Source organism: Micromonospora zingiberis, assembly GCF_004331455.1.
In the GTDB taxonomy this organism is placed as follows: domain Bacteria; phylum Actinomycetota; class Actinomycetes; order Mycobacteriales; family Micromonosporaceae; genus Micromonospora; species Micromonospora zingiberis.
On sequence record NZ_SJJR01000005.1, the window covers coordinates 284,078 to 310,345 of the forward strand.

Here is a 26,268-nt window from a genome sequence, read left to right on the forward strand (position 1 = left end):
GGCCGGGGCACCACCCCGGCCACGACCGATCGTCCTCAGTGCGCGTACGCGGACAGCTCCCAGAGGGAGAAGCCGTAGGAACTGCCTCGGGTGAGGCCGTACATCCGCACGTACCGGGCCTGCTGCGGGGCGAAGGCGAGCACATCGGTGCCGCCGTCACCCGCCGTGGTCGACCACACCGGGCGCCAGGTGGTGCCGTCGGTGGAGACCTCGACCCGATACGACCGGGCGTACGCCGCCTCCCAGGCCAGCACCACCCGGCCGACCTGCCGCACGCTGCCCAGGTCCACCCGGATCCACTGGTTGTCCGACCAGGAACTGGCCCACCGGGTGCCCAGGTCCCCGTCGACGGCGCGGGCGGCACCATTGCCGAGTTGGCTGCTGGACGCCGTCACCGGCCGCCCGACGGCCAGGTTGGTCAGGTCGTCGCCACGTCGGGCGGGGAACGAGACCACCTGCTGGTAGGTGGGGCGGTTCTGCCAGGCGATGGTGGCGTGCTTGATGCCGCCCAGCGGGGACTGGATGATCGCGTCCGCGCACCACTGGTCACCGGCGGCGCAGGTGTCGTCGCCCGGATACGTCGTACTGGCCGGGGTGGCCGCCGCCGTGCGCAGGGTGTCCAGCAGGATCTGCCGGCACGAGGCGAGGTTGCCGTTGCCGCAGAAGGTACGCCCGAGTCCGCCGGCCACCGGGTCGCCGAGGACGGCCCGCAGGTCCTTGTCGACGTAGCCCCACCAGCCGTACTGGAACGCCGAGCCCTTGTGGGTCTGGGCGCTGTTCGCCGAGGACGGCAGGTTCGACACGTCGCCCTGTTGCCGGCCCGATGGCGACTCGTTCACCTGCAACGTGTTGACCAGGGACTGGTACAGGTCCGGGCCGAGCGGATCGCGGAACATGCCCCGGACCAGCAGCGGCCACCAGGCGTCGAGGGTGCGGATCGCCTCGGCGTGCTGGTACACCTTGCTGCCCTTGCTGGTCTCCACCCGCAGGGCGCCGGCCTGCCGCCAGGCCTTCAACCGGCTGATCTCGGCGGCCAGCGCGGTGTCGGTGACCGGCTGGCTCTCCAGCACCCGGATCAGTTCGCCGAGCACCTCGGCCCCGCGCAGGTCGGTCAGGCCGGCCCGCTGCACCAGCTCGGTCAGCGAGGCCCGGTCGAACGTGCGGCCCGCCGCGAGGGCCGCCCGCACCGGCTTGTCCAGCAGCTCACCCCGGTGTACGGCGCCGAAGCTGAAGTTGCCGTCGGCGGCGCCGAAGTCCTTGGCCTGCTTGTTGTTCCAGCTGATGTAGTAGTCCTGGTTGATCGACTGAGGGTGCGCGGAGCGCGGCGCGTACCGGGCGGTGCGGGCGTCCGGGTCGAAGTCCTGCCACTCGTAGGCCCGATCGGCGCGCATCGGCAGGTTCGGGTTGCTGCCGGCGGCGCGTACCGGGTTGAGCCCGGAGTTGAAGTACCCCGCCTGGGTCGAGTTCACGTAGAACCAGTTGAAGGCGTACTCGACGTTGTGCGCCGAGTTCAGGAACGCCTCGGCGGTGCCCATCTGGGTCGGGTCGTTGAACATCTGGAAACCGATCGCCGAGTCGGCCTCCCGCCCGTAGGTGGAGCGCAGCTGGGTGAAGGCGTGCGGGGCGCCGCCGACGGTGCCGCGCCAGGCCACCAGGCCCAGCTTCGTCCGCCAGGCGACCAGCTTGTACGACCCGGCCGGGGTGCTGTCGGCGACGGTCGGGTTCCACCGGTTGACGTGGGACAGCTCCTCCATCGCCAGGCACTGGCCCCGGAACACGTAGTGGTTGCTGGCCAGCGTCGGCGTGCCACCGCCGGGTACGCACAGCGGCACCGCGTACGTGTCGGTGATGTCGTGGACGGACGAGGTGGCGCTCCAGGCGTAGTCCTGGCCCCGGCCGAGCAGCACGTAGAGGTTGAGCCCGGCGAAGGCGGCACCCCGGGCGCTGATGCCGGGGCCCTGCAACTCCTGGACCATCAGCAGTTGGGGGGAGAAGTAGCCGGTCTGTGGCCCGAACACGGCGATCGGATGGCCGGTCGCGGAGTGCTCGGCGGAGATCACCGCCGCGTTGGACATGCCCCGGTTGGCCGGGGTGATGGTCAGCCCGGAGAGCGCGGCGGCCAGCTCCGAGGCGCTGGTGGAGCCGGCGGTGGTGGCGGAGCCGGTGGCATCGGTGACGATCGGCTCGACCCGGGCCGAGCCCGCGTCGGGCAGCACCACGCTGGGGGCGTCGGGGGAGGCGTCGCCGTACGGGAAGCTCTGCCCGTCGTGCAGGGTCAGCACGGTCTCCGGGTCGTGCTGCCCCCGGAAGCCGTTCCACACCCGGTCGCCCTCGACCGGTCCGTACTTGGCGCGGGCGGCGATGCGGACCAGCGCGGACTGCATCTCGGTGCCGCCACCGCCGCCGAACAGGCCGCCGACCACGCCGGCGATGGCGATCAGGTCGGTCATCGTGAACGGCTTCGGCCCACCGGCGTTGGTGATCGCGTCGAGGTGGCCGGTCAGCACGTACTCACCGGGGCAGTTGCGGCCGGACATGCAGGTGCGGATGTAGGCGTTGACTCCGGCGATGTAGTCCTGCACGTCGGCGTAGAGCTGTTCGCCACGGGCGCCGCCCTTCTGCCGCAGCGCCGCCACCTGTGCCGCCAGGTCGGCCTCCGTGTAGGGGGAGGTACGCCAGACGCTCTGTTCCAGGTCCCGGTTGCCGGGGGCGCCACCGGCGAACGAGGTCAGGGTGCCCCGGCCGACGTGGCGTAGCAGGTCCATGGTGAACAGCCGGTCCTCGGCTCCGGCGTATCCCGCGCCGTACATGGTGCCGGCCCGGGTGGTGCCGGTGATGTGCGGGACGCCGGTGGTGGCATCCCGCACGATCCGTACGTCCGAGCGCGGCGAGTAGTCGCGTTCGACCTGGTTGGGGGCGACGCCGAAGGCGGCGTCGTGGAAGAACTCGCCGATCTGTTCCTCGCGCAGCCCGGCGTAGCCGTAGACGAGGTTGGCGTACTTGTCGAGTTGGTCGGCGGAGTGCCGCGGCAGCGTGCCGAAGGCCTGGTTGCCGAGGATCTCGACCAGGGTGGCGTTGCCGTTCTGGCCGGGCGGCAGGATCTCGGAGCACTCGCCGAGGCAGTAGTCGTTGCCGGCGAAGGCGCTGGCGACGTTCACCGCGAGGGTGTCGGCGCCAGCCGGCGCGGCGAGCGGGGTGGTGGCGGTGGCGGTGGTCGGTACGGCGACGAGGAGGGCGGCGACGGCGATGGCGCCGGTCGCACCGGCGAGCAGCCGGCGGGTGGCGGTGTGATCAGGCATGGGGATCCTCTGTGGACGGGGGGACCATCGGGCGGGATCACTACGTGAAGAACATTCGGTTACTGGATGGTAGGTCGCGGCGGCTGAGATTGGAAGGCGTCAATCAGGAGGGTCGGGCGGGTCGGCCCCGGTCCAGGCGGATACCGGCATCGAGGGATGATTCGGGCTGTCAGGGGTGGGGACTAATCTCGGTGTGTGGCTGATCCGTCGACCTACCGCCCCGCCCCCGGCACCATCCCGGAGTCTCCGGGGGTCTACCGGTTCCGCGACGGCACCGGTCGGGTGATCTACGTCGGCAAGGCGAAGAACCTGCGCAGCCGCCTCAACTCCTACTTCGCCGACCTGCTCGGGCTGCACGACCGGACCCGGCAGATGGTCACCACCGCCGAGGCGGTCGACTGGGTCACCGTCGGCACCGAGGTCGAGGCGCTCCAGCTCGAATACACCTGGATCAAGCAGTACGACCCACGGTTCAACGTCCGCTACCGAGACGACAAGTCGTACCCCTACCTGGCCGTCACCCTCGACGAGGAATATCCCCGGCTACAGGTGATGCGCGGCGCCAAGCGCAAGGGGGTGCGCTACTTCGGGCCGTACTCGCACGCCTGGGCGATCCGCGAGACGCTCGACCTGCTGCTGCGGGTCTTCCCGGCGCGGACCTGCTCCGCCGGGGTGTTCAAGCGGGCCGGCCAGGTCGGCCGGCCCTGCCTGCTCGGCTACATCGGCAAGTGCTCCGCGCCCTGCGTCGGCAGCGTCTCGGCCGAGCGGCACCGGGAGATCGTCGACGAGTTCTGCGACTTCATGGCCGGGCGCACCGACACCATGGTCCGCAAGCTGGAACGCGAGATGACCGAGGCCAGCGCGGAGCTGGAGTTCGAACGGGCGGCCCGGCTGCGCGACGACGTCGCCGCGCTGCGCCGGGCGATGGAGAAGCAGACCGTGGTGCTCGGTGACGGGACCGACGCCGACGTGGTCGCCTTCGCCGACGATCCGCTGGAAGCCGCAGTGCAGGTCTTCCACGTCCGGGGCGGCCGGATCCGTGGCCAGCGCGGCTGGGTGGTGGAGAAGACCGAGGACCTCACCACCGGCGACCTGGTGCACCACTTCTGCACCCAGGTCTACGGCGGCGAGCACGGCGAGGCCGACGTGCCGCGTGAGCTGCTGGTGCCCGAGTTGCCCACGGACGCCGACGCGCTGGCCGACTGGTTGGCCACCCACCGGGGCAGCCGGGTCAGCCTGCGGGTGCCGCAGCGCGGCGACAAGCGGACCCTGCTGGAGACGGTCGAACGCAACGCCAAGGACGCCCTCGCCCGGCACAAACTCAAGCGAGCCGGTGACCTGACCACCCGGAGCAAGGCCCTCGACGAGATCAGCGAGGCGCTCGGCATGCGCACCGCGCCGCTGCGCATCGAGTGCTTCGACATCTCCCAGATCCAGGGCACCGACGTGGTGGCCAGCATGGTCGTCTTCGAGGACGGGCTGCCCCGCAAGAGCGAATACCGCCGGTTCATCATCCGGGGCGCCACCGACGACCTCTCGGCGATGTCCGAGGTGCTGCGCCGCCGCTTCGCCCGCTACCTCGACTCCCGCGCCGAGACCGGAGAGGCCGGCGTCGAGTCGGCAGTCGACCTGGCCGCCCCGGTCGACCCCGCCACGCCGGCCGCCGAGCCCGCCGCAACCGGCGACCACCAGTCGGGCGGAAACGCCGGGCACGGCCTGGCGGGCGGGGACGGCCTGGCGGGCGGGGACGGCCTGGCGGGCGGGGACGGCCTGGCGGGCGGGGACGAGCCGAGGGTGGGTGCGCTGGTCGACCCGACCACCGGGCGCCCCCGTAAGTTCGCGTACCCCCCACAGCTGGTGGTGGTCGACGGCGGGGCGCCGCAGGTGGCCGCCGCCGCGCAGGCCCTCGCCGAGTTGGGCATCGACGACGTGGCGCTGTGCGGCCTGGCCAAGCGGCTGGAGGAGGTGTGGCTGCCCGACGACGACTTCCCGATCATCCTGCCCCGCGCCTCGGAAGGGCTCTACCTGCTGCAACGGGTACGCGACGAGGCGCACCGCTTCGCCATCACCTTCCACCGGCAGCGCCGTTCGAAGCGGATGACCACCTCCGCACTGGACAGCGTCCCCGGCCTCGGCGAGGTACGCCGCAAGGCCCTGCTACGCCACTTCGGCTCGCTCAAGCGCCTCTCGGCCGCCACCGTCGACGAGATCACCGAGGTTCCCGGCGTCGGCCGCCGTACCGCCGAGGCGATCCTGACCGCGCTCGGTGCCCCCGTCGACCAGGCATCCACCGACTGACCGCCACTCGTTCGCCTCTGGCCAGCCCACAGGCCGTTCGACCGGCTGCGGCTCGCCGGCCATCGGTCGTGGCTGCCTGACCGTCCGGCTCCGGTGTGCGCCGCCGGTCGTCCCGACGCAGATCCGGCCGCCGCTGCCGCTGTTAGTTGCGGGCCGTATCGTCGCGCGGGTCGCGGTTCGTAGGTCGCGGTTCGCGGGTCGCGGTTCGCGGTTCGCGGTTCGCGGGTCGCGGTTCGCGGTTCGCGGTTCGCGGGTCGCGGTTCGCGGTTCGCGGTTCGGGGTTCGTAGGTCGTAGGCCGCGAGCCCTGTCGCTGGCTGCGCGTGGACCCGCAACCGTGGCAGCGGCGGCGAAGGCGACGCATCTGGTGTGGCACACAGGGTGGCTGCACCGGGTGGCGCACCGGGCGGCGGTGTCGGTCGCCGTGGGCGTTGTTGCCGGCCGTGTCGTTGTCAGTTGCCACCCCTGTCGAGCTGATAGCGGCTACGAATCAGCCGGGTTGGTGTCGCTCGCCATCCCTGTCGAGCTGACAGCAGCAACGAACCACCCGTTTCCGATAGCGCAGGCGGCTCAGCTCGACAGACAGGGCCTCGCCTGCAACCTGGGAGGGCAGCCGCATCTTTGACAGCGTGGGCGGTTCAGCTCGACAGGGCTCTCATGTGTAACCCGGGAGGGCGGGCGGCATCTTTGACAGCGTGGGCGGTTCAGCTCGACAGGGCCTCACCTGTAACCCCGGAGGTAGGGCCGCGTCTTTGACGAGGATGCCTCTGTTCTCAGTCCGAGGTGGTGAGCACGGCGAGGATCTGTTCGCCGTACTTCGCCAGCTTGTTCTCGCCGACGCCGCTGATGTTCGACAGCTCGGCCAGTGAGGACGGGGTGTCCGCCGCGATCTGCCGCAGCGTGGCGTCGTGGAAGATGACGTAGGCGGGGACGCCCTGCTCCTTCGCGGTCGCCGCCCGCCAGGTGCGCAGCCGCTCGAACGTGCCGACCGCCTCGGCCGGCAGTTCCGCGACCACGGTGGCCGCGCCCCGGGGCTTGGCGGAGCGCGCCGCACGGGCCGGGCGGGGTGCCTCGCGGCGCAGCATCACGGTACGCCGCCGGCCGAGCACCTCGGCGCTGGCGTCGGTCAGCGCCAGGGTGCCGTAGTCGCCCTCGACGGCCAGCAACCCTTCGGCGAGCAGTTGCCGCACCACGCCCCGCCACTCCGCCTCGCCGAGTTCGCCGCCGATCCCGAACACGGTGAGCGAGTCGTGCCGGTGCTGGGTGATCTTGTCGGTGCTGCGGCCCAGCAGGATGTCGATGCAGTGCCCGGCGCCGAACCGCTGGTTGCGTTCCCGATCGAGCCGGTAGACGGTGGAGAGCAGCTTCTGCGCGGCCACGGTGCCGTCCCACGACTCGGGCGGCTCCAGGCAGGTGTCACAGTTGCCGCAGGTGCCGTCGAGGCGCTGCCCGAAGTAGTCGAGCAGTTGCACCCGGCGGCAGCGGACCGTCTCGCACAGCGCCAGCATCGCGTCGAGGTGGGCGGCGAGGTTACGTCGGTGCGCCAGGTCACCCTCGGACGTGTCGATCATCCGGCGCTGCTGGACGACGTCCTGAAGCCCGTACGCCAGCCAGGCCGTGGAGGGCAGTCCGTCCCGGCCCGCGCGGCCGGTCTCCTGGTAGTAGCCCTCCACCGACTTGGGCAGGTCGAGGTGGGCGACGAAGCGTACGTCGGGCTTGTCGATGCCCATCCCGAACGCGATGGTCGCCACCATCACCACCCCGTCGGCGCGCAGGAACCGCTGCTGGTTGGCCGCGCGGGTCGCCGCGTCCAGGCCGGCGTGGTAGGGCAGCGCGTCGATGCCGTTGGCGACCAGGAACTCGGCGGTCTTCTCCACCGAGGCGCGGGACAGGCAGTAGACGATGCCCGCCTCGCCCGGGTGCTCGTCGCGCAGCAGGGCGAGCAGTTGCTTGCGCGCCTCCCGCTTGGGCACGATCCGGTACTGGATGTTGGGCCGGTCGAAGCTGGCCACGAAGTGCCGCGCCCCGGTCAGGTTGAGTCGGGTGGCGATCTCCGTGCGGGTGGCGCTGGTCGCGGTGGCGGTCAGCGCGATCCGGGGTACGCCCGGCCAGCGCTCGTGCAGCATGGACAGGTTCAGGTAGTCCGGCCGGAAGTCGTGGCCCCACTGCGACACGCAGTGTGCCTCGTCGATGGCGAACAGGCTGATCCGTCCCCGGTCGAGCAGGCTCAGCGTGGCCCGGCTGGCCAGCGCCTCCGGCGCGAGGTAGAGCAGGTCGATCTCGCCGGCCACGAACTCCGCCTCGACCAGGCGACGGGTGTCCAGATCGAGGGTGGAGTTGAGGAAGCCGGCCCGTACGCCGACGGCGGTCAGCGCGTCCACCTGGTCCTGCATCAACGCGATCAGCGGCGAGATCACCACGGCGACGCCGTCGCGGACCAGCGCCGGGATCTGGTAACACAGCGACTTGCCGCCGCCGGTCGGCATCAGCACCAGCGCGTCGCCGCCGGCCACCACCTGATCGATGACCTCCTGCTGGAATCCACGGAAGGAGTCGTACCCGAAGACCTTCCGCAGCACGTCGAGCGCCGCTGTCGCGTTCTCCCCGGCAGACACGTCGGAGGTGGCCAGGTCGGTGACGCTCACATCGGCGGGGGAGACCATCCGAGGATTCTACGAGCCACACCACTCGCCGCACGGGCCGCCATTCCCTGCCGCCCGTCCCCGATCGACGCGGGACAGGACGGTGGATCTTGGTACGGATGTGTCTCTCACGGGGCACATCCGTACCAAGAACTGCGTTCAGGGGAGGGCGAGGGTCAGGCGCCGGGGGTGACCGGTACTCGTTTGGCCCAGCGGACCTTGCCGTCGGCGTCGACGTGGCAGAACGCCACCACCAGGTGCGCCGGGTCGGTCAGCGGCTCGGCGCCGAGGCCCATCCGGAACAGGGCGACCAGGCTGCCCGCGGTGGTCGCGCGGGTGCCGATGGCGCCGAGGTTGTCGGGGGTGGTGAGTGAGTCGCTCGACCAGGGGCGGGCGGCGGTGCCGGCGAGCCAGTCGTACCGCTGGGCCAGCGTCTCGTACTCGTCGGCCCAGTTGAATCCGGTGCTGCCGGCGGCGTCCCAGCCGCTGTGCGGGCGGATCACCCGCGCCGGGGTGGTCCGGGTGTCCAGCAGGATCAGCTGGTACGTGCCCTCCTGGCGCGGACCGGACCAGCTCAGCCGCAGCAGCACCGACTGGTTCTGTGGGTCGCCGGTGATGTTCGCACCTTCGCGCCAGCCGTGCGCGGCGGTCAGGTCGGCCACCTCGCTCGCTGCCGGCAGGAGGGCCTCGGCGGTCACCTGGACGGTCCCGCCACCCTGCTCCCGCTCGCGTTCCTGGTCGCGGAGCCGGTCCACCGTGGCCAGTACGGCGACCGTGGCCGCCACGAGCGCCACCACCCAGCGCAGCCGTGCAGCGTGCCTGCCCATGGCCGGAGGATAGCCGTGCCGGCCGCCGGCCGCGGTCAGTCAGCCGACAGGCGAGGGGCGGATCCCGCCCGGGTGCGGTACGGCGAGCTAGAGTCGCTGTCTGACCATGCCGGGTCGACATCGACCACGGCGCCATGGCTTGGGGGTTTACCGGTGGGCGAGGCGCACACGACGGGCCACCGCGCGGGCGTTTCCGGGGACGGGCCGCAGATGGTGGCCGGAGAGACCGACACCACGCTGGTCGTGGTCACCGGCCTTTCCGGCGGCGGGCGCAGCACCGTGGCCCGGGCCCTGGAGAACGTCGGCTTCTACGTCGTGGACAACCTGCCGCAGGCGCTGCTGCTGGAGATGGCCGAGCTGGCGGTGAAGGCCGGTGGGGCGGCCCGGCGTACCGCGATGGTGCTGGACGTACGCTCCCGGGCCTTCTCCACCGACCTGGCCGAGGCGATCCGGGAGCTGAAGGAGCGCGGCTACGCGCCACGGGTGGTCTTCGTCGACGCCGATGACGAGGTGTTGATCCGCCGGTTCGAGAGCGTGCGGCGCTCGCACCCGTTGCAGGGTGAGGGACGGCTCGCCGACGGTATCGCCGTGGAGCGGGGCCTGCTGGAGGAGGCCCGCGAGCAGGCCGACGTGATCATCGACACCAGCCACCTGAACGTGAACCAGCTGCGCCGACGCATCGAGGAGCTGTTCGGCGGGGAGGACGCCCGCAAGCTGCGGGTGACCGTGATCTCCTTCGGGTTCAAGTACGGCCTGCCGCCGGACGCCGACTTCGTGCTCGACGCCCGGTTCCTGCCCAATCCGTACTGGGTGCCGGAGCTGCGCGAGCACACCGGCCGGGAGGAGGCGGTCAGCGCGTACGTGCTGGGGCAGGAGGGGGCGGACGCCTTCGTCTCGTCGTACGCCGACCTCGTGGGCGCCACCACCGCCGGTTTCGAGCGGGAGGGCAAGCGGTACCTGACCGTGGCGGTGGGCTGCACCGGCGGTAAGCACCGCAGTGTGGCCATCGCCGAGGAGTTGGCCGCCCGGCTGCGTCGTGCCGGCCTGGCGGCCAACGCCCAGCACCGGGACCTGGGGCGGGAATGACGATCCGGGTGGTGACCTTCGGGGGTGGGCACGGCCTGTCCGCCTCGCTGCGGGCGCTGCGCCGCTGTGCACCCGAGCTGGACCTGGACATCACCGCGGTGGTGACGGTCGGTGACGACGGCGGCTCCAGTGGGCGGCTGCGTGCCGAGCGGGGTGGTCTGCCCCCCGGCGACCTGCGGCAGGCACTGGTCGCGCTGGCCGGTGACCATCCGGCCACCCGGCGCAGCGCGGGACTCTTCCAGCACCGCTTCGCCGCGGTGGCCGACGGCGGGCGACGCGACGCGCTGGCCGGTCACGCGGTCGGCAACCTGGTGCTCTGCGGGCTGATGGAGTTGCTCGGCGACCCGGTGGCCGCGTTGGAACACGCCGGGGCGATGCTCGGCTCGATCGGCCGGGTACTGCCGATGTCCTGCCAGCCGGTCGACATCGAGGCACAGGTACGCGGGGCGGATCCGAACCGGCCCGACGAGGTGTGCACCGTACGCGGCCAACACCAGGTCGCGGTCAGTACGGGCCGGGTGGAGTCGCTGCGCCTCACCCCGCAGGCGCCGGCGGCCTGCCCGGAAGCGGTCGCGGCGATCGGCGCGGCCGACTGGTTGATCTTTGGGCCGGGTAGCTGGTACACCAGCGTCCTACCGCACCTGCTGGTACCGCAGCTGGCCGCGGCGATCCTGGCCAGTTCCGCCCGGCGGCTGGTCACCCTCAACCTGGCCGCCGAGAAGGAAACCCTTGGTCTGTCCGTCGCCGACCATCTGGCGGCGCTGCGCTGGTACCTGCCGGAGTTGACGGTCGACTACGTGCTCGCCGATTCCAAGGCGGTCGGTGATCCCGCCCCCGTGGACCGTGCGGCAGAATCCCTGGGAGCACGGCTGGTCCTCGCCCCCGTCGCGGTCGACGAGGGCACTCCCCGTCATGATCCGGCAGCCCTGGCCGCCGCCCTGGTGCCTGTCCTGGGCGCCGATCGTTAGACACGTACGTAATCTCCGGCGACACGCCGGAACCGGTCCGTGAGGGGACGCACAATGGCGATGACGGCTGCGGTCAAGGACGAGCTGAGTCGGGTCGACGTGCCCAAGCCCTGCTGCCGGCGAGCGGAGATGGCCGCGCTGCTGCGGTTCGCCGGTGGGCTGCACATCGTCTCCGGGCGGGTGGTGGTGGAGGCGGAACTGGACACCGGCGCGGTGGCCCGTCGGCTGCGCCGGGAGATCGCCGAGGTCTACGGCTACCCGAGTGAGATCCACGTACTGGCCTCCGGCGGGCTGCGCAAGGGCAGCCACTTCATCGTCCGGGTGGTCAAGGACGGCGAGGCCCTGGCCCGGCAGACCGGCCTGCTGGACGTGCGGGGCCGGCCGGTGCGGGGCCTGCCGCCGCACGTGGTCGCCGCCAACGTCTGCTGCGCGGTCTCCGCCTGGCGGGGCGCGTTCATGGCCCACGGCTCGCTGACCGAGCCGGGACGCTCCAGCGCCCTGGAGATCACCTGTCCGGGGCCGGAATCCGCCCTGGCCCTGGTCGGCGCGGCCCGCCGGATCGGCATCACCGCGAAGAACCGCGAGGTGCGCGGCGTGGACCGGGTGGTGGTCAAGGACGGTGACGCGATCGCCGCGCTGCTCACCCGCATCGGCGCCCACGCCAGCGTGCTGGCCTGGGAGGAGCGTCGGGTCCGCCGGGAGGTACGCGCCACGGCCAACCGGTTGGCCAACTTCGACGACGCGAACCTGCGCCGCTCGGCGCGGGCGGCGGTGGCCGCGGCGGCCCGGGTCACCCGGGCGCTGGAGATCCTCGCCGACGACGCGCCGTCGCATCTGACCTCCGCGGGTCGGCTGCGGTTGGAGCACCGGCAGGCGTCCTTGGAGGAGTTGGGCGCGCTGGCCGACCCGCCGCTGACCAAGGACGCCATCGCCGGTCGGATCCGCCGGTTGCTGGCGCTGGCCGACAAGCGGGCGCGGGACCTCGGCATCCCGGATACCGAAGCGGCCGTCACGCCCGACATGCTCGTGGTCTGATAGGACGGTGGGTCGTCGGCGACGCGGGCGGGCCGGTGGGCGCTACCCGTCGGCACGCGTGGTCGGCATGGTGCGGGATCCGTGTGGCATGGGAGGGCAACCACCCGACGCAGCACGGGTCGGCGCGCTCGGATATGGTCGCTGCGTACGGCAAGGGGGCCGGAACCGGCGCACCCGCCGTACCCACCGCCTCGGGCGGTCAGGTCCCTCGGACCGCGGCGGGGTGGCCGAGATGAATCGTCAACGGCCGGCTCCAACGGTCGGCGCACACCGCTTCGCCGGCCGAGGGTCTCCACGCCGGCGGACCAAAACGCGAGGAGATGGGACCTGTGACCATCCGGGTTGGCATCAACGGCTTCGGCCGGATCGGCCGTAACTTCTTCCGGGCAGTGCTGGCGTCCGGCGCTGACGTCGAGGTCGTTGCGGTCAACGACCTCACCGACAACGCCACGCTCGCCCACCTTGTCAAGTACGACAGCATCCTGGGCCGCCTGCCGCACGAGGTGAAGGCGACCGCCGACGAGATCACCGTCGGTGGCAAGACCATCAAGGCGTACGCCGAGCGGGACCCGGCGGCGCTGCCGTGGGGCGACCTGAACGTCGACGTGGTCATCGAGTCCACCGGCTTCTTCACCGACGCCACCAAGGCGAAGGCGCACCTCGACGGCGGGGCCAAGAAGGTCATCATCTCGGCGCCGGCCAAGAACGAGGACGTCACCGTCGTGATGGGCGTCAACGAGGGCTCGTACGACCCGGCCAAGCACAACATCATCTCGAACGCCTCCTGCACCACCAACTGCCTGGCCCCGATGGCGAAGGTGCTGCAGGACACGTTCGGCATCGAGCGTGGTCTGATGACCACGATCCACGCGTACACCCAGGACCAGAACCTGCAGGACGCGCCGCACTCCGACCTGCGTCGGGCCCGGGCCGCCGCGCTGAACATCGTGCCGACCTCGACCGGTGCGGCGAAGGCCATCGGCCTGGTGCTGCCGGAGCTCAAGGGCAAGCTCGACGGGTACGCGCTGCGGGTGCCGATCCCCACCGGCTCCGCCACCGACCTCACCGTCACCGTCGGTCGGGAGACCACGGTGGACGAGGTCAACGCCGCGCTCAAGGCCGCTGCCGAGGGCCCGCTGCGGGGCATCCTCACCTACAACGAGGACCCGATCGTCTCCGCCGACATCGTCACCGACCCGGCGTCGTGCATCTTCGACGCGCCGCTGACCAAGGTCATCGGCAACCAGGTCAAGGTGGTCGGCTGGTACGACAACGAGTGGGGCTACTCCAACCGCCTCGTCGACCTGGTCAAGCTGGTTGGTCAGTCGCTGTGAGTGCGAGCAGTGAGCTTGCGAGCCCCGCAGTCACGAACGGGAGGCTAGCTCCGTGAGCATCCGTACCCTCGACGACCTGCTCGCCGAGGGGGTGTCGGGTCGGCGCGTGCTGGTGCGCGCCGACCTGAACGTCCCGCTCGACAAGCAGACCGGTGCGATCACGGACGACGGTCGGATCCGCGCGGTCCTACCGACCCTGGGCGCGCTGACCGAGGCCGGCGCCAAGGTGGTCGTCTGCTCGCACCTGGGCCGGCCCAAGGGCACGCCGGATCCGCAGTTCAGCCTCAGCCCGGTGGCCGGGCGGCTCGGCGAGCTGCTCGGCGCCCCGGTGCACTTCGCCACCGACACGGTCGGCGAGTCGGCCGAGTCCACTGTCGCGGCGCTCGCCGACGGCGAGGTCGCGTTGCTGGAGAACCTCCGCTTCAACAAGGGAGAGACCAGCAAGGACGACGCCGAGCGGGGGGCCTTCGCCGACCAGCTCGCCGCGTTCGGTGACGCGTACGTCGACGACGCCTTCGGCGCCGTGCACCGCAAGCACGCCAGCGTCTACGACGTACCGGCGCGGCTGCCGCACGTCGCCGGTCGCCTGGTGCTGCGCGAGGTGGAGGTGCTCTCCACCCTCACCGGTGACCCCGAGCGGCCGTACGTGGTGGTGCTCGGTGGGTCCAAGGTCTCCGACAAGCTCGCGGTGATCGAGGCGCTGCTGCCCACCGTCGACCGGCTGCTCATCGGCGGCGGCATGTGTTTCACCTTCCTCAAGGCGCAGGGCCACGAGATCGGCACCTCGCTGCTTGAGGAGGAGATGATCGAGACCTGCCGCAACCTGCTGGAGCGGTCCGAGGGCAAGATCCTGCTCCCGGTCGACGTGGTGGCCGCGGACGCCTTCGCCCCGGACGCCGCGCACGACGTGGTCCCGGCGAACGGCATCCCCAGCCACCGGGTCGGCCTGGACATCGGGCCGGAGACGGTGGCCGGGTTCGCCGCCGCGCTGCGCGGTTCGGTGGCCGACGGTACGGCCAACGCGCGGACGATCTTCTGGAACGGCCCGATGGGCGTGTTCGAGATGCCGGCGTTCGCCAACGGCACCCGGGGCGTCGCCGAGGCGATCGCCGAGTCCGACGCGTTCAGTGTCGTCGGCGGCGGTGACTCGGCCGCGGCGGTGCGGGCCCTGGGCCTGGACGAGAAGTCCTTCGGACATATCTCCACCGGCGGCGGCGCCTCCCTGGAGTACCTGGAGGGCAAGACCCTCCCCGGCATCGCGGCTCTGGAGAACTGATGGCGAGCGCTCCCCGCCGGCCCCTGATGGCCGGCAACTGGAAGATGAACCTCAACCACCTCGAGGCCAACCTGCTGGTGCAGAAGCTGGCGGCCAGCCTCACCGAGAAGCAGCTCACCGAGGTGGAGACGGTGGTCCTGCCGCCGTTCACCGACCTGCGTACGGTGCAGACCGTCGTGGAGGGCGACAAGCTGCTGATCGGCTACGGGGCCCAGGACCTCTCACCGCACGCGTCCGGCGCGTACACCGGTGAGATCTCCGGGGCGATGCTGGCCAAGCTGGGCTGCACGTACGTGGTGGTCGGGCACTCCGAGCGGCGGGCCTACCACCACGAGGACGACGCCCAGGTGCGGGCCAAGGTGCAGGCCGCGCTGGCCAACGGGCTCACCCCGATCCTCTGCGTCGGTGAGGGGCTGGACGTGCGGGAGCAGGGCGGGCACGTGGCGCACTGCTCCGACCAGCTCGACGCGGCGCTCAAGGGGCTGCCCGCCGAGCAGGTGACCAAGGTCGTGGTGGCCTACGAGCCGGTCTGGGCGATCGGCACCGGCAAGACGGCCACGCCGGAGGACGCCCAGGAGGTGTGCGGCGCGGTGCGGTCCCGGCTCGCCGAGACCTTCGACCAGGCCACCGCCGACCAGGTGCGGGTCCTCTACGGCGGCTCGGTGAAGTCGTCGAACATCGCGGCGATCATGGCCCAGCCGGACGTGGACGGGGCCCTGATCGGCGGCGCCAGCCTGGACGCCGAGGAGTTCGCGAAGATCTGCCGGTTCCCGGAGCACATCACCGGCTGATCGCTCGCTATCCTTGACTCCGCCCGTCCGCCGGTCGGTGCCGCCGTGCCCGAACTGCCCGGGCGAGGATCGTAACGAGAGGACTGACCCCCGCCATGCCGATCTGGTTCGCCTACACGTTGATCGTGTTGCTGGTCATCACGAGCTTCATGCTCGTCCTGCTGATTCTGCTGCACCGGGGCAAGGGTGGTGGGTTGTCCAGCATGTTCGGCGGTGGCGTCAGCTCCAGCCTGGCCGGTTCGTCAGTGGCTGAGAAGAACCTCGACCGTTACACCGTCCTGGTGGGCATCGTCTGGTTCGCCTGCATCGTCGGGCTCGGTCTCTGGCTTCGGTTGCAGGTGGGCGTCTGAACAGGCGTCGCTAGTCGTACAATCTGCGCGCGGTCCGTCACTCGACGGGCCGCGCGCAGTCCGTTTCACCCGCTGCACCGCGTCGCCCGCCGTCCACCTCCCGACGGCGGTCCCCTCCGACGACAGGAGCTAGCGCCGTGCCGAACGGCCACGTCATCCGGGGCGCCCGAGTCGGGTCCGCGCCGCCACGCCACCCCGAACGTCACCGGCCGGTTCCGTGCCGGTCGGTCAGCTACTGGTGCCGCAACGGGCACCGTACCGACATCCGCATCGCCGCCGAGGCGACGGACCCGACCGTGTGGGACTGCACCCGTTGTGGCCTGCCGGCCGGTCCGGACGCGCAGGACCCGCCGGGCCGGGCCCGCGCCGAGCCGTACAAGACCCACTTGGCGTACGTGAAGGAGCGGCGTACCGAGGCCGAGGGGGAGGCGATCCTGGCCGAGGCCCTCGCCTCGCTGCGTAGCCGTCGCGGCGACCGCTGAGTCCGGCTGCGCCCCGCCAGGTCGCTCGTTAACCCGCCAGGCCGCTGTTAACCCGCCAGGTCGCTGTTAAAAGGGGGCCCCTTTACTACGCGAGGCGTTAATAAGGGGCCCTTCCTTTCACCGGAGGCTGCGGAAGCGGGCGGGGACGGAGGCTGCGGCGGCGCGGTCGAGCAGCCAGAGGGTACGGCCGGTGCCCTGCACGCCGGCCGCCGGGATCTGCACCGGGCCGGCGCCGGCCAGCGCCATGCCGACCGCGTTGGCCTTGTCGGCGCCGCCGGCCACCAGCCACACCTCCTCGGCGGTGTTGATCGTCGGCAGGGTGAGGGTGATCCGCACCGGCGGCGGTTTCGGGCTGCCCCGTACCGCGCTGACCGGCCGGCTCTCGTAGTGCACCGGATGTTCGGGGAAGACCGAGGCGACGTGCCCGTCCTCGCCGACGCCGAGCATCAGCACGTCGAAGTGGGGGAGTGCGGCGGTGCCGGGGCGGGCGGCGCGGGCCAGTTCGGCCGCGTACCGGGCGGCGGCCTCCTCCGGGTCGGCACCGGCGTCGGAGGCCGGCATCGGGTGGATCCGGGCCGGGTCCACCGGCAACGCGTCGAGCAACGCCGCCCGCGCCTGGGTCTCGTTGCGCTCCGGGTCACCGGCGGGCAGGAACCGTTCGTCGCCCCACCAGAAATCCACCCGCGACCAGTCCACCGCGTCCTTGGCGGGTAGGGCGGCGACGGCCCGGTACACGGCGGCGGCGATCCGGCCACCGGTGAGCACCACGCTCGCCTGACCGCGCTCGGCCTGCGCGTCGAGCAGCTTCACCACCAACCGCGCCGCGACCGACTGCGCCAGTAGATCGGCATCGGCGTGTACGGCGACACTCGCCTCACTCATGGTGTCCTTCCGCGACCGCCCGGGCGGTCGGTGTCGTGCCAGCTTGGCGAGGGTCAGGATCCGGTGTTGGTGGTGGCGTGGGCGGTGACCCCGGCCTCGGCCCGCTCGGCGGTGGCCGGGTCCTTCCAGACGTGCACCCGCTGCCCGGGGCGGCGATCCAGGTTGGTCAGGCCGGCGAAGGCACCCAGTGCCTCCGCGTACACCTGGTCGGGGCCGAGCCGGCGCAACTCCTCGGCCAACTCGTCACCGAGTGGCCGGCGCACCAGCGGCAGCATTCGGTCCTCCTGGCCGGTGCGCCGGAAGACCGCCATGCTGTCGTCCCTGGTCAGCGTCAGCTCGTCGCCGTTGGCGCAGCCCAGCTGCACCTCCCGCATGCGCGGGAACTCCTTGGTCCGCTCCCAGCGCGGCTTGATGCCCAACCGGCTGCGCAGCCAACCGCGCATCAACGCGGCGGTCGGGTCGGTCGGCGGCGCGACCACCGCCGCCTCGGTGAGCTGCGCGTCGGTGGTGTCGAACGCGCCGGCCACCAGGGTCCGCCACGGGGTGATCCGGGTCCAGGCGAGGTCGGTGTCGCCCGGCGCGTAGTCCCGGGCGCGTTGCCGGAGCGCGTCGATCGGGTCGGCGGCCTGGGCCGCGTCGGTGATCCGCCGGTCGGCGACCACCCCGAGGAAGTCGGTGGCGATCTCCGTCGGTGGCTCGCCGTGCCACCAGGTCACCACCGGTACGTCCGGCACCAGCAGCGGCATGACCACCGACTCGGCGTGCAGCGCGAGCCGGCCGTACATCCGCATGACCACCGCCTCGCAGGGGCCCAGCCGCCCGCCGACGACGATCTCCGCGTCGAGCCGGCTGCGGTCGCGCTCGACGTCGGAGCGGACGACCACCAGCAGCCGGCACGGGTGCGCGGCGGCGGCGATGGTGGCCGCCGCCTCCGCCTCGCGTACCCGCTTCTCGTCGACCACCACGATCAGGGTCAGGGCCATGCCGCTGGCCACCCCGCCGGCACTGCGCCGCTCGGCGGCGAGCGCCTTGACCACCTCGTTGCCGGTGGTGTCCCACAGTCCGATCAACGGAGCCTCCTGGTTTGCTCGTGGTGCCCGGTCACGCCCGCCGCCACGCCCGGCCTTCGCGGGCCAGCATCTCGTCGGCGGCGCGGGGACCCCACTCGCCGGCCCGGTAGGGCTCGGGCTTCGTGCCCTCCCAGGCGTGTTCCAGCGGGTCCACCACGGCCCAGCTCTGTTCGACCTCGGCGGCGTCCGGGAAGAGCGTCCGGTCGCCGATCAGCACGTCCAGCACCAACCGCTCGTACGCCTCGGGGCTGGATTCGGTGAACGCCTCGCCGTACTGGAAGTCCATCGCGATGTCGCGGACCTCCATCGTGGTGCCCGGCACCTTGGAGCCGAACTTGAGCACCACACCCTCGTCCGGCTGGACCCGGATGACGAGCTGGTTGTTGCCGAGCATCTCCATGTCCGCCGGGTTGAACGGCAGGTGCGGGGCCTGCTTGAACATCACCGCGACCTCGGTCACCCGGCGGGGCAGGCGCTTGCCGGCCCGGATGTAGAACGGCACCTCGGCCCACCGGCGGTTCTGGATGCCGAGCCGGACCGCCACGTACGTCTCGGTGGTCGACGTCGGCGGTACGCCGTCCTCCTCCAGGTAACCCTTGGCCCGCTGCCCACCGACCCAGCCGGGCAGGTACTGCCCGCGTACGGTGCCCTCGGCGACGTCCCGGGGCAGGGTGATGGCCTTGAGTACCTTCAGCTTCTCGGCCCGGATCTCGTCGGCGTCGAAGCTGGTCGGCTCCTCCATGGCGACCAGGGCGAGCAGTTGCAGCAGGTGGTTCTGCAACACGTCGCGGGCGGTGCCGACGGAGTCGTAGAAGCCGGCCCGGGAGCCGATCCCGACGTCCTCGGCCATGGTGATCTGCACCGAGTCGACGTACTGCGAGTTCCACAATGGTTCGAAGAGGCTGTTGGCGAAGCGCAGGGCGAGGATGTTCTGCACCGTCTCCTTGCCCAGGTAGTGGTCGATGCGGAACACGTCCCGCCGGGTGAACACGTCGTCCACCAGGTCGTTGAGTGCCTTGGCCGAGGGCAGGTCGTGCCCGAACGGCTTCTCCACCACCACCCGGCGCCAGCCGCCGCACTTCCCGTTGTCGGCCATCCCGGTGCGGGCCAACTGCTTGAGCACCACCGGAAACGCCGCCGGTGGGATGGAGAAGTAGAACGCCGCGTTGCCGTGGATGCCGTGGCTGTCGCGCAGGCCCTCCAGGCAGTTGGCCAGGTTGTCGAAGGCGGTGTCGTCGTCGAACGAACCGCCGACGAACTTGATGTTGTGCTCCAGCCGCGACCAGACCTCCTCGCGCCACGGTGTGCGCGAGTGGGCCTTGGCCGCCTCCCGGGCCAGCGACGCGAAGTCGCCGTCGCCCCAGTCCCGCCGGGCGAACCCGACGACCACGAAACCGGGCGGCAGCAGCCCCCGGTTGGCCAGGTCGTACACCGCCGGCAGCAGCTTCTTCTGGGCCAGGTCACCGGTCACTCCGAAGATCACCAGAGCACATGGCTCCGGGATCCGCGGTAGCCGCCGGTCCTGCGGGTCGCGCAGCGGGTTCACGCCGCCTCCTCGCTCCGCTCGTCCACGTCGTCCATCGTCATGCCCGCAGCGACCCGACCGCGTCGAGCAGCTGGGCCAGGCCCGCCGACCGCTCGGTCAGGTGCAGTCGCAGTAGTGGGCGTTCGCGACCGGCCAGGGCCCGCCGGTCGCCGGCGGCCTGCGCCGCCTGTAGCTCCCCGAAGGAGTACGGCTTTCCGGGCACCGGCAGATCAACATCGACCGTACCGGTTACCTGAAGAAAACTACCCACCCGTGGGCCACCTCTGTGGTACTGGCCCGTGGCGTACCGGTGGCGCGGCCCCCAACCGAAGGTGACCGGGCGCCGGGTGACCTGCGCCAGCAGTGGACGCAGCCGGTCGGCCTCGGCCTCGGCGTGCCGATCCAGGTACGCCGTCACCGCCAGGTAGCCGTCCTCGCCCAGCCCGGCCAGCAGGTGCCGCAGCGCGCCGAACAGGTCGGCCGGGGCGCCCGGTGGGGCGTACACCTCGATCGCGCCCTCGGTCGACGACGGCGGCGCCGTCGGCGGACCCTCGGCCAGGATCGCTTCGACGTGCTCCTCGACCTCGGTCAGGTGCGGCTGGTCGAACGGGTCGACTCCCAGCACACCGGCGGCGAGCACGGTGGCGTACTCCCAGGCCAGGAACTGGGCGCCGAGCGGGCCGTTGACCGCGAGGTCGGGGGCGACGCCGGGCGCGGGCAGGTCACCCGCGGCGAGCGCGCCCCCGTAGCTGACGGTGAGCAGGTCGGGGCCGGTCAGGCCAGGGCTGTCCGGTGACTCGACCACCACCGGCAGCAGACCGAGCCCGTCCTTGCCGGTGGACTCGGCGAGCAACTGCTCCACCCAGTCGCCCAGCCCTTCGACGCCGGTGCCGTCGCCGACCAGGGCGACCTTGTCCCGTCCCGTCGTCGCGGCGGCGGCCAACGCCGCGCCGAGCGCCAGGCCGGGGTTGGCGTCGGTGCTCTCCAGCGAGGCCGCGAACTCCTCGGCCTGGTCGAGCAGGTCGACCACCGCGACCCCGGCCAGCGCGCAGGGGACCAGACCGTACGCGGTCAGCGCCGGGTACCGGCCGGCCACCTCGGGATCACCGGGCACCACGATGGCACCCAGCTCGGTGGCGACCGCCTCCAGCGGCGAGCCCGGGTCGGTGACCACGACGAAGTGCCGCCCCGCCTCGGCTTCGGTCATGCCCGAGTCCAGGAACGCCTGCCAGTAGGCACGCCGGTGGCAGTCGGTCTCCACCGTCGTACCGGACTTGCCGGCCAGTACGACGACGGTGCGGTCCAGCCGGTCGGCCAGCGTGGCGCGTACCTGACCGGGATCGGTGGTGTCGAGCACGGTCAGCGGCCGGCCGGTGGTCCGGGCGATGGCCTGCGGCGCGAGCGACGAGCCGCCCATGCCGGCGAGCACCACGTGATCCAGGTCGGCCAGCTCCGCGGTCAGCTCGGCGAGCTGGGGGAGCAGCTCGCGGCTGCGCCGGTGGGCGTCCCGCCAACCGAGCCCGGCGCCGCCACGGGTGCGATCCCGGGCGACCAGCCGACCCGGCACGCCGGCCTCGACCAGCGCCTGCCGGGTGGAGGCCGGCGCGCTGGCGTCCACGGCCTGCGCGCCGTACACCGCGAGACCACCAGCGGCCTCGGCCGGTGCGGCCAGCAGATCACCCACGCCGCCACCCGGTGCGGGCGGCGGCGTGGGAGACGCCGGAGCGCAGTGTCACGCAGCTCCTCCGGCCTGCGCGGCGGCGCCGCCCGGATGACCGGTGCCCTGGGCGGCGGCGGCCAGCGACTTGCGTACGCCGTCGAGCAGTTCGTGCCAGCTGGCCTCGAACTTCTCCACGCCCTCCCGTTCCAGCGTGTCGATCACGTCGGCCATGTCGACGCCCGCCGAGGCGAGGTGCTCGAAGACCTGCCGGGCGTCGTCGTACGCGTCGGTGACGGTGTCCGGGCGGGTCTCGCCGTGCTCGGCGTAGGCGTGGATGACCGCCTCCGGCATGGTGTTGACCGTGCCCGGTGCGATCAGCTCCTCGACGTAGATCACGTCCCGGTAGTCCGGGTTCTTCGTCGAGGTGGACGCCCAGAGCGGGCGCTGCGGGTGCGCACCGGCGTCGGCCAGGGCCCGCCAGCGGTCGCTGGCGAAGACCTCGCTGTAGCGCTCGTACGCCAACCGGGCGTTGGCCACGGCCGCCTTGCCGCGCAACGCCTTGGCCTGATCCGAGCCGATCTTCTCCAGCCGCTTGTCGACCTCGGTGTCGACCCGGGAGACGAAGAACGAGGCCACCGAGCCGATCTTCGACAGGTCGTGGCCGTTGGCCTTGGCCTGCTCCAGGCCGGCGAGGAACGCCTCCATCACCTGGGAGTAGCGGTCCAGCCCGAAGATCAGCGTGACGTTCACGCTGATCCCCTCGGCCAGCGTGGCGGTGATCGCCGGCAGGCCGGCCTCGGTCGCCGGGATCTTGATGAACAGGTTCGGCCGGTCGACCAGCCACCACAGCGCCTTGGCCTCGGCCACGGTGCGCTGCGACTCGTGGGCCAGCCGCGGGTCCACCTCGATCGAGACCCGGCCGTCGACGCCACCACTGGCGTCGTACCCCGGGCGCATCACGTCGCAGGCCCACCGCACGTCGTACGTGGTGAGCATGCGGACCGCCTCCTCCACGTCGACGCCCCGCACGGCCAGGTCCCGCAGCTGCCAGTCGTAGGTGTCGGCGTCGCTCAGCGCCTTGGCGAAGATCGTCGGGTTGGTGGTCACCCCGACCACGTGCTTCTCCCGGCGCAGCTGGTCCAGCCCACCGGAGGACAGCCGTACCCGAGAAAGGTCGTCGAGCCAGATCGCCACCTTCGCGGCGGAAAGCTCACCCAGCCTGTCGGTCGTCATGTGCGTCAACGCTCCCCTCAGTTGCCGGTTGTGAAACCGGTGATGTCACCGACCCGGGTCAGCGCCGCGTGCGCGGCGGCGACGATCCGGTCGGGGGTGAAGCCGAACTGCTCGAACAGCACCGAGTGCGGGGCGCTCGCGCCGTAGTGCTCCAGGCTGACGCTCTCGCCGCAGTCGCCGACGATCCCGCGCCAGGACATCGCGATGCCCGCCTCCACGCTCACCCGGGCCTTTACCCCGCGTGGCAGCACCGACTCCCGGTACGCCTCGTCCTGCGCGAAGAACCACTCCTGGCAGGGCATGGACACCACCCGGGTGGGGGTGCCGTCGGCCTCCAGCCGCTCCCGGGCGGTCAGGCAGAGCTGCACCTCGGACCCGGTGCCGATGATGATCACCTGCGGCTTGCCGTTGGACGCCTCGGCCAGCACGTAGCCACCCTTGGCGACCCCGTCCGCGCCGGCCAGCTGCGAGCGGTCCAGGGTCGGCAGCGGCTGGCGGCTCAACGCCAGTGCGGTCGGCCGGTCGGTGTGCTCCAGGGCCTGCCGCCACGCCCACGCCGTCTCGTTGGCGTCGGCCGGGCGGACCACGTCCAGGCCGGGGATGGCGCGCAGCGCGCTCAGGTGCTCCACCGGCTGGTGGGTGGGGCCGTCCTCGCCGAGGCCGATCGAGTCGTGCGTCCAGACGTAGACCACCGGCAGCTTCATCAGCGCGGCCAGCCGCACCGAGGGACGCATGTAGTCGCTGAACACCAGGAAGGTGCCGCCGTACGGGCGGGTGCCGCCGTGCAGCGCGATGCCGTTGAGGATCGCGCCCATGGCGTGCTCACGGATGCCGAAGTGCAGCGTGCGGCCGTACTCGTGGCCGGGGAACTCCTTGGTGGCGTACTGGCTGGGCACGAAGGAGGGCTCGCCCTTCATCGTGGTGTTGTTGCTCTCGGCCAGGTCGGCCGAGCCGCCCCACAGCTCGGGCAGCACCGGGGCGAGCGCGGCCAGCACCTTGCCGGAGGCGGCCCGGGTGGCCACGCCCTTGGCGTCGGCCGGGAACTCCGGCAGCGCGTCGGTCCAGCCGTCGGGCAGCACCCGCCCGGCCAGCCGGTCGTACAGGGCGCGGCGCTGCGGGTTGGCCTCGGCCCAGCCGTCGAAGGCGGCCGTCCACTCCTCCTGCTCGGCGGCGCCCCGGGTCAGCGCCGCCCGGGTGTGGGCGAGCACCTCCTCGGTGACCTGGAAGGACTCGGCCGAGTCGAAACCGAGGATCTGCTTGGTGGCGGCCACCTCGTCGGCACCCAGCGCCGAGCCGTGGATCTTGCCGGTGTTCTGCTTGTTCGGTGCCGGCCAGCCGATGATGGTGCGCAGCGCGATGAACGACGGGCGGCCGGTCTCCGCCTTCGCGGCCAGCAGCGCCTCGTGGAGCGCCTGCACGTCCTCGTGGTAGTCGCCCTGGTCGGCGTCGCCGCGTCGCCAGTCGACCGTCTGCACGTGCCAGCCGTACGCCGCGTAGCGGGCCGCCACGTCCTCGCTCAGCGCGATCCGGGTGTCGTCCTCGATCGAGATCTCGTTGTCGTCGTAGATCACGCAGAGGTTGCCCAGCTGCTGGTGCCCGGCCAGGGCGCTGGCCTCGTGACTGATGCCCTCCTCGATGTCGCCGTCCGAGGCGATGCACCAGATGTGGTGGTCGAAGACCGACTCACCGGGCTCGGTCTCGGGGTCGAACAGACCACGCTCACGGCGGGCCGCCATGGCCATCCCGACGGCGTTGCCCAGGCCCTGCCCGAGCGGACCGGTGGTGGTCTCCACACCCGGGGTGTGCCCGTGCTCCGGGTGGCCCGGGGTCAGCGAACCCCACTGCCGCAGCGACTTGAGGTCGCTGAGGCTCAGCGGGTAGCCGGAGAGGAAGAGCTGGATGTAGAGCGTCAGGCTGGAGTGACCGGCGGACAGCACGAAGCGGTCGCGGCCGGGCCAGTTCGGGTCGGCCGGGTTGTGCCGCATGACCCGGTTGAACAACAGGTACGCCGCGGGGGCGAGGCTCATCGCGGTGCCCGGGTGGCCATTGCCGGATTTCTCCACGGCGTCCATGGCCAGCACGCGAACGGTGTCCACGGCACGGCGATCGAGGTCGGACCAGTCAAGTGCGGGGTGCGCGGGTCGGTTGGCAGCCACGGTGGTTTGTGCTCCTCGGCGAGATGGGCGGAACCCTCACTGGTGACCCTATCGAGCGTCCCTAAACATGCGCCCGAGGATCTCAGCATGCTGGTCTGTACGGTTCGGGTCGGCTCCCCGGTTCAGCGGTGCCGATCAGCCTCCGGTGTGACGGCCCGCACCGTTGCCGGGTCGCCCGGGCAGCCAAAACGACAGCGCGTAGTGTGTGGGGCGGTTGTGTGTGGATCCGCGCCGGATCCGACCGCCCTGACCTCCCCTGCCGACGCCGGAAGGTGGCAATCCGTGAGCATGATCACCGAGCGGCCCGTCAGTAACCCTGCCGGGCAGCCGCCGGTGCGCTCGGCGGAGGAGTCGCCGGCCCGCTCCCGGGACGTGCGGGCGGTGGTGGCCGCGTACGTGACCCTGACCAAGCCGCGCATCGTCGAGCTGCTGCTGGTCACCACGGTGCCGGCGATGATGCTCGCGCACGGCGGGCTGCCGTCGCTGTGGCTGGTCGCGGTGGTGCTCGTCGGCGGCTCGCTCGCCGCCGGTGCGGCCAGCGTGCTCAACTGCTACATCGACCGCGACATCGACCAGCTGATGCGGCGGACGAAGCGGCGCCCCCTGCCGGCGCACACCGTGACGCCGCGTAACGCCCTGATCTTCGGTCTGGTGCTGGCGGCGGTCTCGATCGCGCTGATGGCCGCGTTCACCAACCTGCTCGCCGCCGGGCTCACGCTGGCCGCGATCGTCTACTACGACGTGGTCTACACGCTGTGGCTCAAGCGCACCACGACGGCGAACACCTTCTGGGGCGGGGCGTGCGGCGCCGCGCCGGTGCTGATCGGCTGGGCGGCGGTGACCGGCACGCTGTCGCCGGTGGCCTGGGGGCTGTTCGCGGTGGTCTTCTTCTGGCAGATGCCGCACTTCTACCCCCTGGCGATGAAGTACAAGGACGACTACGCCCGCGCCGGCATCCCGATGCTGCCGGTGGTGGCCACGGTCCGGCGGGTCAACTTCGAGATCGTCTTCTTCGCCTGGTTGACGGTGCTGGCCTCGCTGGCCGTCTGGGCGCTCGGCCTGAGCCCGGTGTACGGCGTACCGGCGCTGGTGGTGGGTGCGATCTTCCTGGTCGAGGCGCACAAGCTCGCCGGCCGGGCCAGCCGGGGCGAGCCGGTCAAGCCGATGCGGCTGTTCCACTGGTCCACGACGTACCTGACCGTCGTCTTCGCCGCCGCCGCCCTCGACGCTTTGCTGTAAGGAAGGGCACCTTCTTAACGCCTGCGGTATAGGAAGGGCACCTTCTTAACGGAGCGGTGAGTACCGATGGGTGATTGTCTGAATTATCACCACATCGGGCTTCACCGGGGGATGAGC

At 71.6% G+C, this 26,268-nt stretch carries 19 protein-coding genes; 10 read left to right on the forward strand and 9 right to left on the reverse strand.

The genetic code is table 11. The annotated features are described in order from the left end of the window. Window positions 1–35 precede the first annotated feature (35 nt). Window positions 36–3,299 (reverse strand): penicillin acylase family protein, encoded by a 3,264-nt coding sequence (locus E0H26_RS10705; RefSeq protein ID WP_131303422.1) that lies wholly within the window; start codon window positions 3,297–3,299, stop codon window positions 36–38. Between the two features lie 195 nt (window positions 3,300–3,494). On the opposite strand from E0H26_RS10705, the gene uvrC reads away from it, so the two are divergent. Continuing rightward, on the forward strand, window positions 3,495–5,597 hold the full coding sequence (gene uvrC, locus E0H26_RS10710; RefSeq protein ID WP_131303423.1) for an excinuclease ABC subunit UvrC: 2,103 nt from the start codon (window positions 3,495–3,497) through the stop codon (window positions 5,595–5,597). 771 nt (window positions 5,598–6,368) lie between these two features. On the opposite strand, the gene recQ is transcribed toward uvrC, so the two are convergent. Together recQ and E0H26_RS10720 are read right to left on the reverse strand one after the other, a co-directional pair. Then, entirely contained in the window at window positions 6,369–8,258 is a 1,890-nt protein-coding gene (recQ, locus tag E0H26_RS10715) for a DNA helicase RecQ (RefSeq protein ID WP_240742101.1), read from the reverse strand. A gap of 155 nt (window positions 8,259–8,413) precedes the next feature. Continuing rightward, on the reverse strand, window positions 8,414–9,064 hold the full coding sequence (locus E0H26_RS10720; protein WP_131303424.1) for a hypothetical protein: 651 nt from the start codon (window positions 9,062–9,064) through the stop codon (window positions 8,414–8,416). 210 nt (window positions 9,065–9,274) lie between these two features. Here E0H26_RS10720 and rapZ point away from each other — a divergent pair, with 210 nt between their 5' ends. The 8 genes from rapZ to E0H26_RS10760 all read left to right on the forward strand — a co-directional run bounded on the left by rapZ (window position 9,275) and on the right by E0H26_RS10760 (window position 16,386). Next, a complete protein-coding gene (gene rapZ, locus E0H26_RS10725; protein ID WP_131303425.1) occupies window positions 9,275–10,150 on the forward strand; it encodes an RNase adapter RapZ in 876 nt (291 codons plus the stop codon). Then, window positions 10,147–11,118, forward strand: a complete 972-nt coding sequence (locus E0H26_RS10730; RefSeq protein WP_131303426.1) for a gluconeogenesis factor YvcK family protein — start codon at window positions 10,147–10,149, stop codon at window positions 11,116–11,118. The genes rapZ and E0H26_RS10730 overlap by 4 nt, the downstream gene beginning before the upstream one ends. 54 nt (window positions 11,119–11,172) lie before the next feature. Next, window positions 11,173–12,153 (forward strand): DNA-binding protein WhiA, encoded by a 981-nt coding sequence (gene whiA / locus E0H26_RS10735; protein ID WP_131303427.1) that lies wholly within the window; start codon window positions 11,173–11,175, stop codon window positions 12,151–12,153. Window positions 12,154–12,482: 329 nt separating this feature from the next. Next, window positions 12,483–13,487 carry a type I glyceraldehyde-3-phosphate dehydrogenase gene (gap, locus tag E0H26_RS10740; protein WP_131303428.1) on the forward strand — a complete coding sequence of 335 codons (1,005 nt, stop codon included), beginning with the start codon at window positions 12,483–12,485 and terminating at the stop codon, window positions 13,485–13,487. A 52-nt stretch (window positions 13,488–13,539) separates the two neighbouring features. Continuing rightward, window positions 13,540–14,763: a phosphoglycerate kinase gene (locus tag E0H26_RS10745; protein WP_131303429.1), complete on the forward strand. Its 1,224-nt coding sequence runs from the start codon at window positions 13,540–13,542 to the stop codon at window positions 14,761–14,763. Continuing rightward, on the forward strand, window positions 14,763–15,554 hold the full coding sequence (gene tpiA / locus E0H26_RS10750; RefSeq protein ID WP_131303430.1) for a triose-phosphate isomerase: 792 nt from the start codon (window positions 14,763–14,765) through the stop codon (window positions 15,552–15,554). The genes E0H26_RS10745 and tpiA overlap by 1 nt, the downstream gene beginning before the upstream one ends. Before the next feature lie 95 nt (window positions 15,555–15,649). Further along, window positions 15,650–15,904, forward strand: a complete 255-nt coding sequence (gene secG / locus E0H26_RS10755; protein ID WP_013734950.1) for a preprotein translocase subunit SecG — start codon at window positions 15,650–15,652, stop codon at window positions 15,902–15,904. A 137-nt stretch (window positions 15,905–16,041) separates the two neighbouring features. Next, window positions 16,042–16,386 carry an RNA polymerase-binding protein RbpA gene (locus E0H26_RS10760; protein WP_131303431.1) on the forward strand — a complete coding sequence of 115 codons (345 nt, stop codon included), beginning with the start codon at window positions 16,042–16,044 and terminating at the stop codon, window positions 16,384–16,386. A 117-nt stretch (window positions 16,387–16,503) separates the two neighbouring features. On the opposite strand, the gene pgl is transcribed toward E0H26_RS10760, so the two are convergent. From pgl to tkt, 6 genes are read right to left on the reverse strand one after another with little or no spacing between them, the layout of a single operon-like run. Next, entirely contained in the window at window positions 16,504–17,268 is a 765-nt protein-coding gene (pgl, locus tag E0H26_RS10765; RefSeq protein WP_131303432.1) for a 6-phosphogluconolactonase, read from the reverse strand. Window positions 17,269–17,321: 53 nt separating this feature from the next. Beyond that, complete coding sequence (locus E0H26_RS10770; protein ID WP_131303433.1) at window positions 17,322–18,338, reverse strand: glucose-6-phosphate dehydrogenase assembly protein OpcA; 1,017 nt, start codon at window positions 18,336–18,338, stop codon at window positions 17,322–17,324. Between the two features lie 31 nt (window positions 18,339–18,369). Further along, window positions 18,370–19,884 carry a glucose-6-phosphate dehydrogenase gene (gene zwf / locus E0H26_RS10775; protein ID WP_131303434.1) on the reverse strand — a complete coding sequence of 505 codons (1,515 nt, stop codon included), beginning with the start codon at window positions 19,882–19,884 and terminating at the stop codon, window positions 18,370–18,372. Window positions 19,885–19,921: 37 nt separating this feature from the next. After that, window positions 19,922–21,547 (reverse strand): glucose-6-phosphate isomerase, encoded by a 1,626-nt coding sequence (locus tag E0H26_RS10780; RefSeq protein ID WP_131303435.1) that lies wholly within the window; start codon window positions 21,545–21,547, stop codon window positions 19,922–19,924. Between the two features lie 48 nt (window positions 21,548–21,595). Further along, window positions 21,596–22,756, reverse strand: coding sequence for a transaldolase (tal, locus tag E0H26_RS10785; RefSeq protein ID WP_131303436.1), 1,161 nt, complete (start codon window positions 22,754–22,756; stop codon window positions 21,596–21,598). Between the two features lie 17 nt (window positions 22,757–22,773). Beyond that, window positions 22,774–24,912 carry a transketolase gene (gene tkt / locus E0H26_RS10790; protein WP_131303437.1) on the reverse strand — a complete coding sequence of 713 codons (2,139 nt, stop codon included), beginning with the start codon at window positions 24,910–24,912 and terminating at the stop codon, window positions 22,774–22,776. A gap of 282 nt (window positions 24,913–25,194) precedes the next feature. On the opposite strand from tkt, the gene E0H26_RS10795 reads away from it, so the two are divergent. Next, window positions 25,195–26,151: a heme o synthase gene (locus E0H26_RS10795; protein WP_131303438.1), complete on the forward strand. Its 957-nt coding sequence runs from the start codon at window positions 25,195–25,197 to the stop codon at window positions 26,149–26,151. The last annotated feature ends 117 nt before the right edge of the window (window positions 26,152–26,268 follow it).

Coding starts and splice junctions, on each gene's coding strand:
- E0H26_RS10705 (WP_131303422.1), bottom strand. CDS start 3,299: ATGCCTGATCACACCGCCACCCGCCGGCTGCTCGCCGGTGCGACCGGC.
- recQ (WP_240742101.1), bottom strand. CDS start 8,258: ATGGTCTCCCCCGCCGATGTGAGCGTCACCGACCTGGCCACCTCCGAC.
- E0H26_RS10720 (WP_131303424.1), bottom strand. CDS start 9,064: ATGGGCAGGCACGCTGCACGGCTGCGCTGGGTGGTGGCGCTCGTGGCG.
- rapZ (WP_131303425.1), top strand. CDS start 9,275: ATGGTGGCCGGAGAGACCGACACCACGCTGGTCGTGGTCACCGGCCTT.
- E0H26_RS10730 (WP_131303426.1), top strand. CDS start 10,147: ATGACGATCCGGGTGGTGACCTTCGGGGGTGGGCACGGCCTGTCCGCC.
- whiA (WP_131303427.1), top strand. CDS start 11,173: ATGGCGATGACGGCTGCGGTCAAGGACGAGCTGAGTCGGGTCGACGTG.
- tpiA (WP_131303430.1), top strand. CDS start 14,763: ATGGCGAGCGCTCCCCGCCGGCCCCTGATGGCCGGCAACTGGAAGATG.
- secG (WP_013734950.1), top strand. CDS start 15,650: ATGCCGATCTGGTTCGCCTACACGTTGATCGTGTTGCTGGTCATCACG.
- pgl (WP_131303432.1), bottom strand. CDS start 17,268: ATGAGTGAGGCGAGTGTCGCCGTACACGCCGATGCCGATCTACTGGCG.
- tal (WP_131303436.1), bottom strand. CDS start 22,756: ATGACGACCGACAGGCTGGGTGAGCTTTCCGCCGCGAAGGTGGCGATC.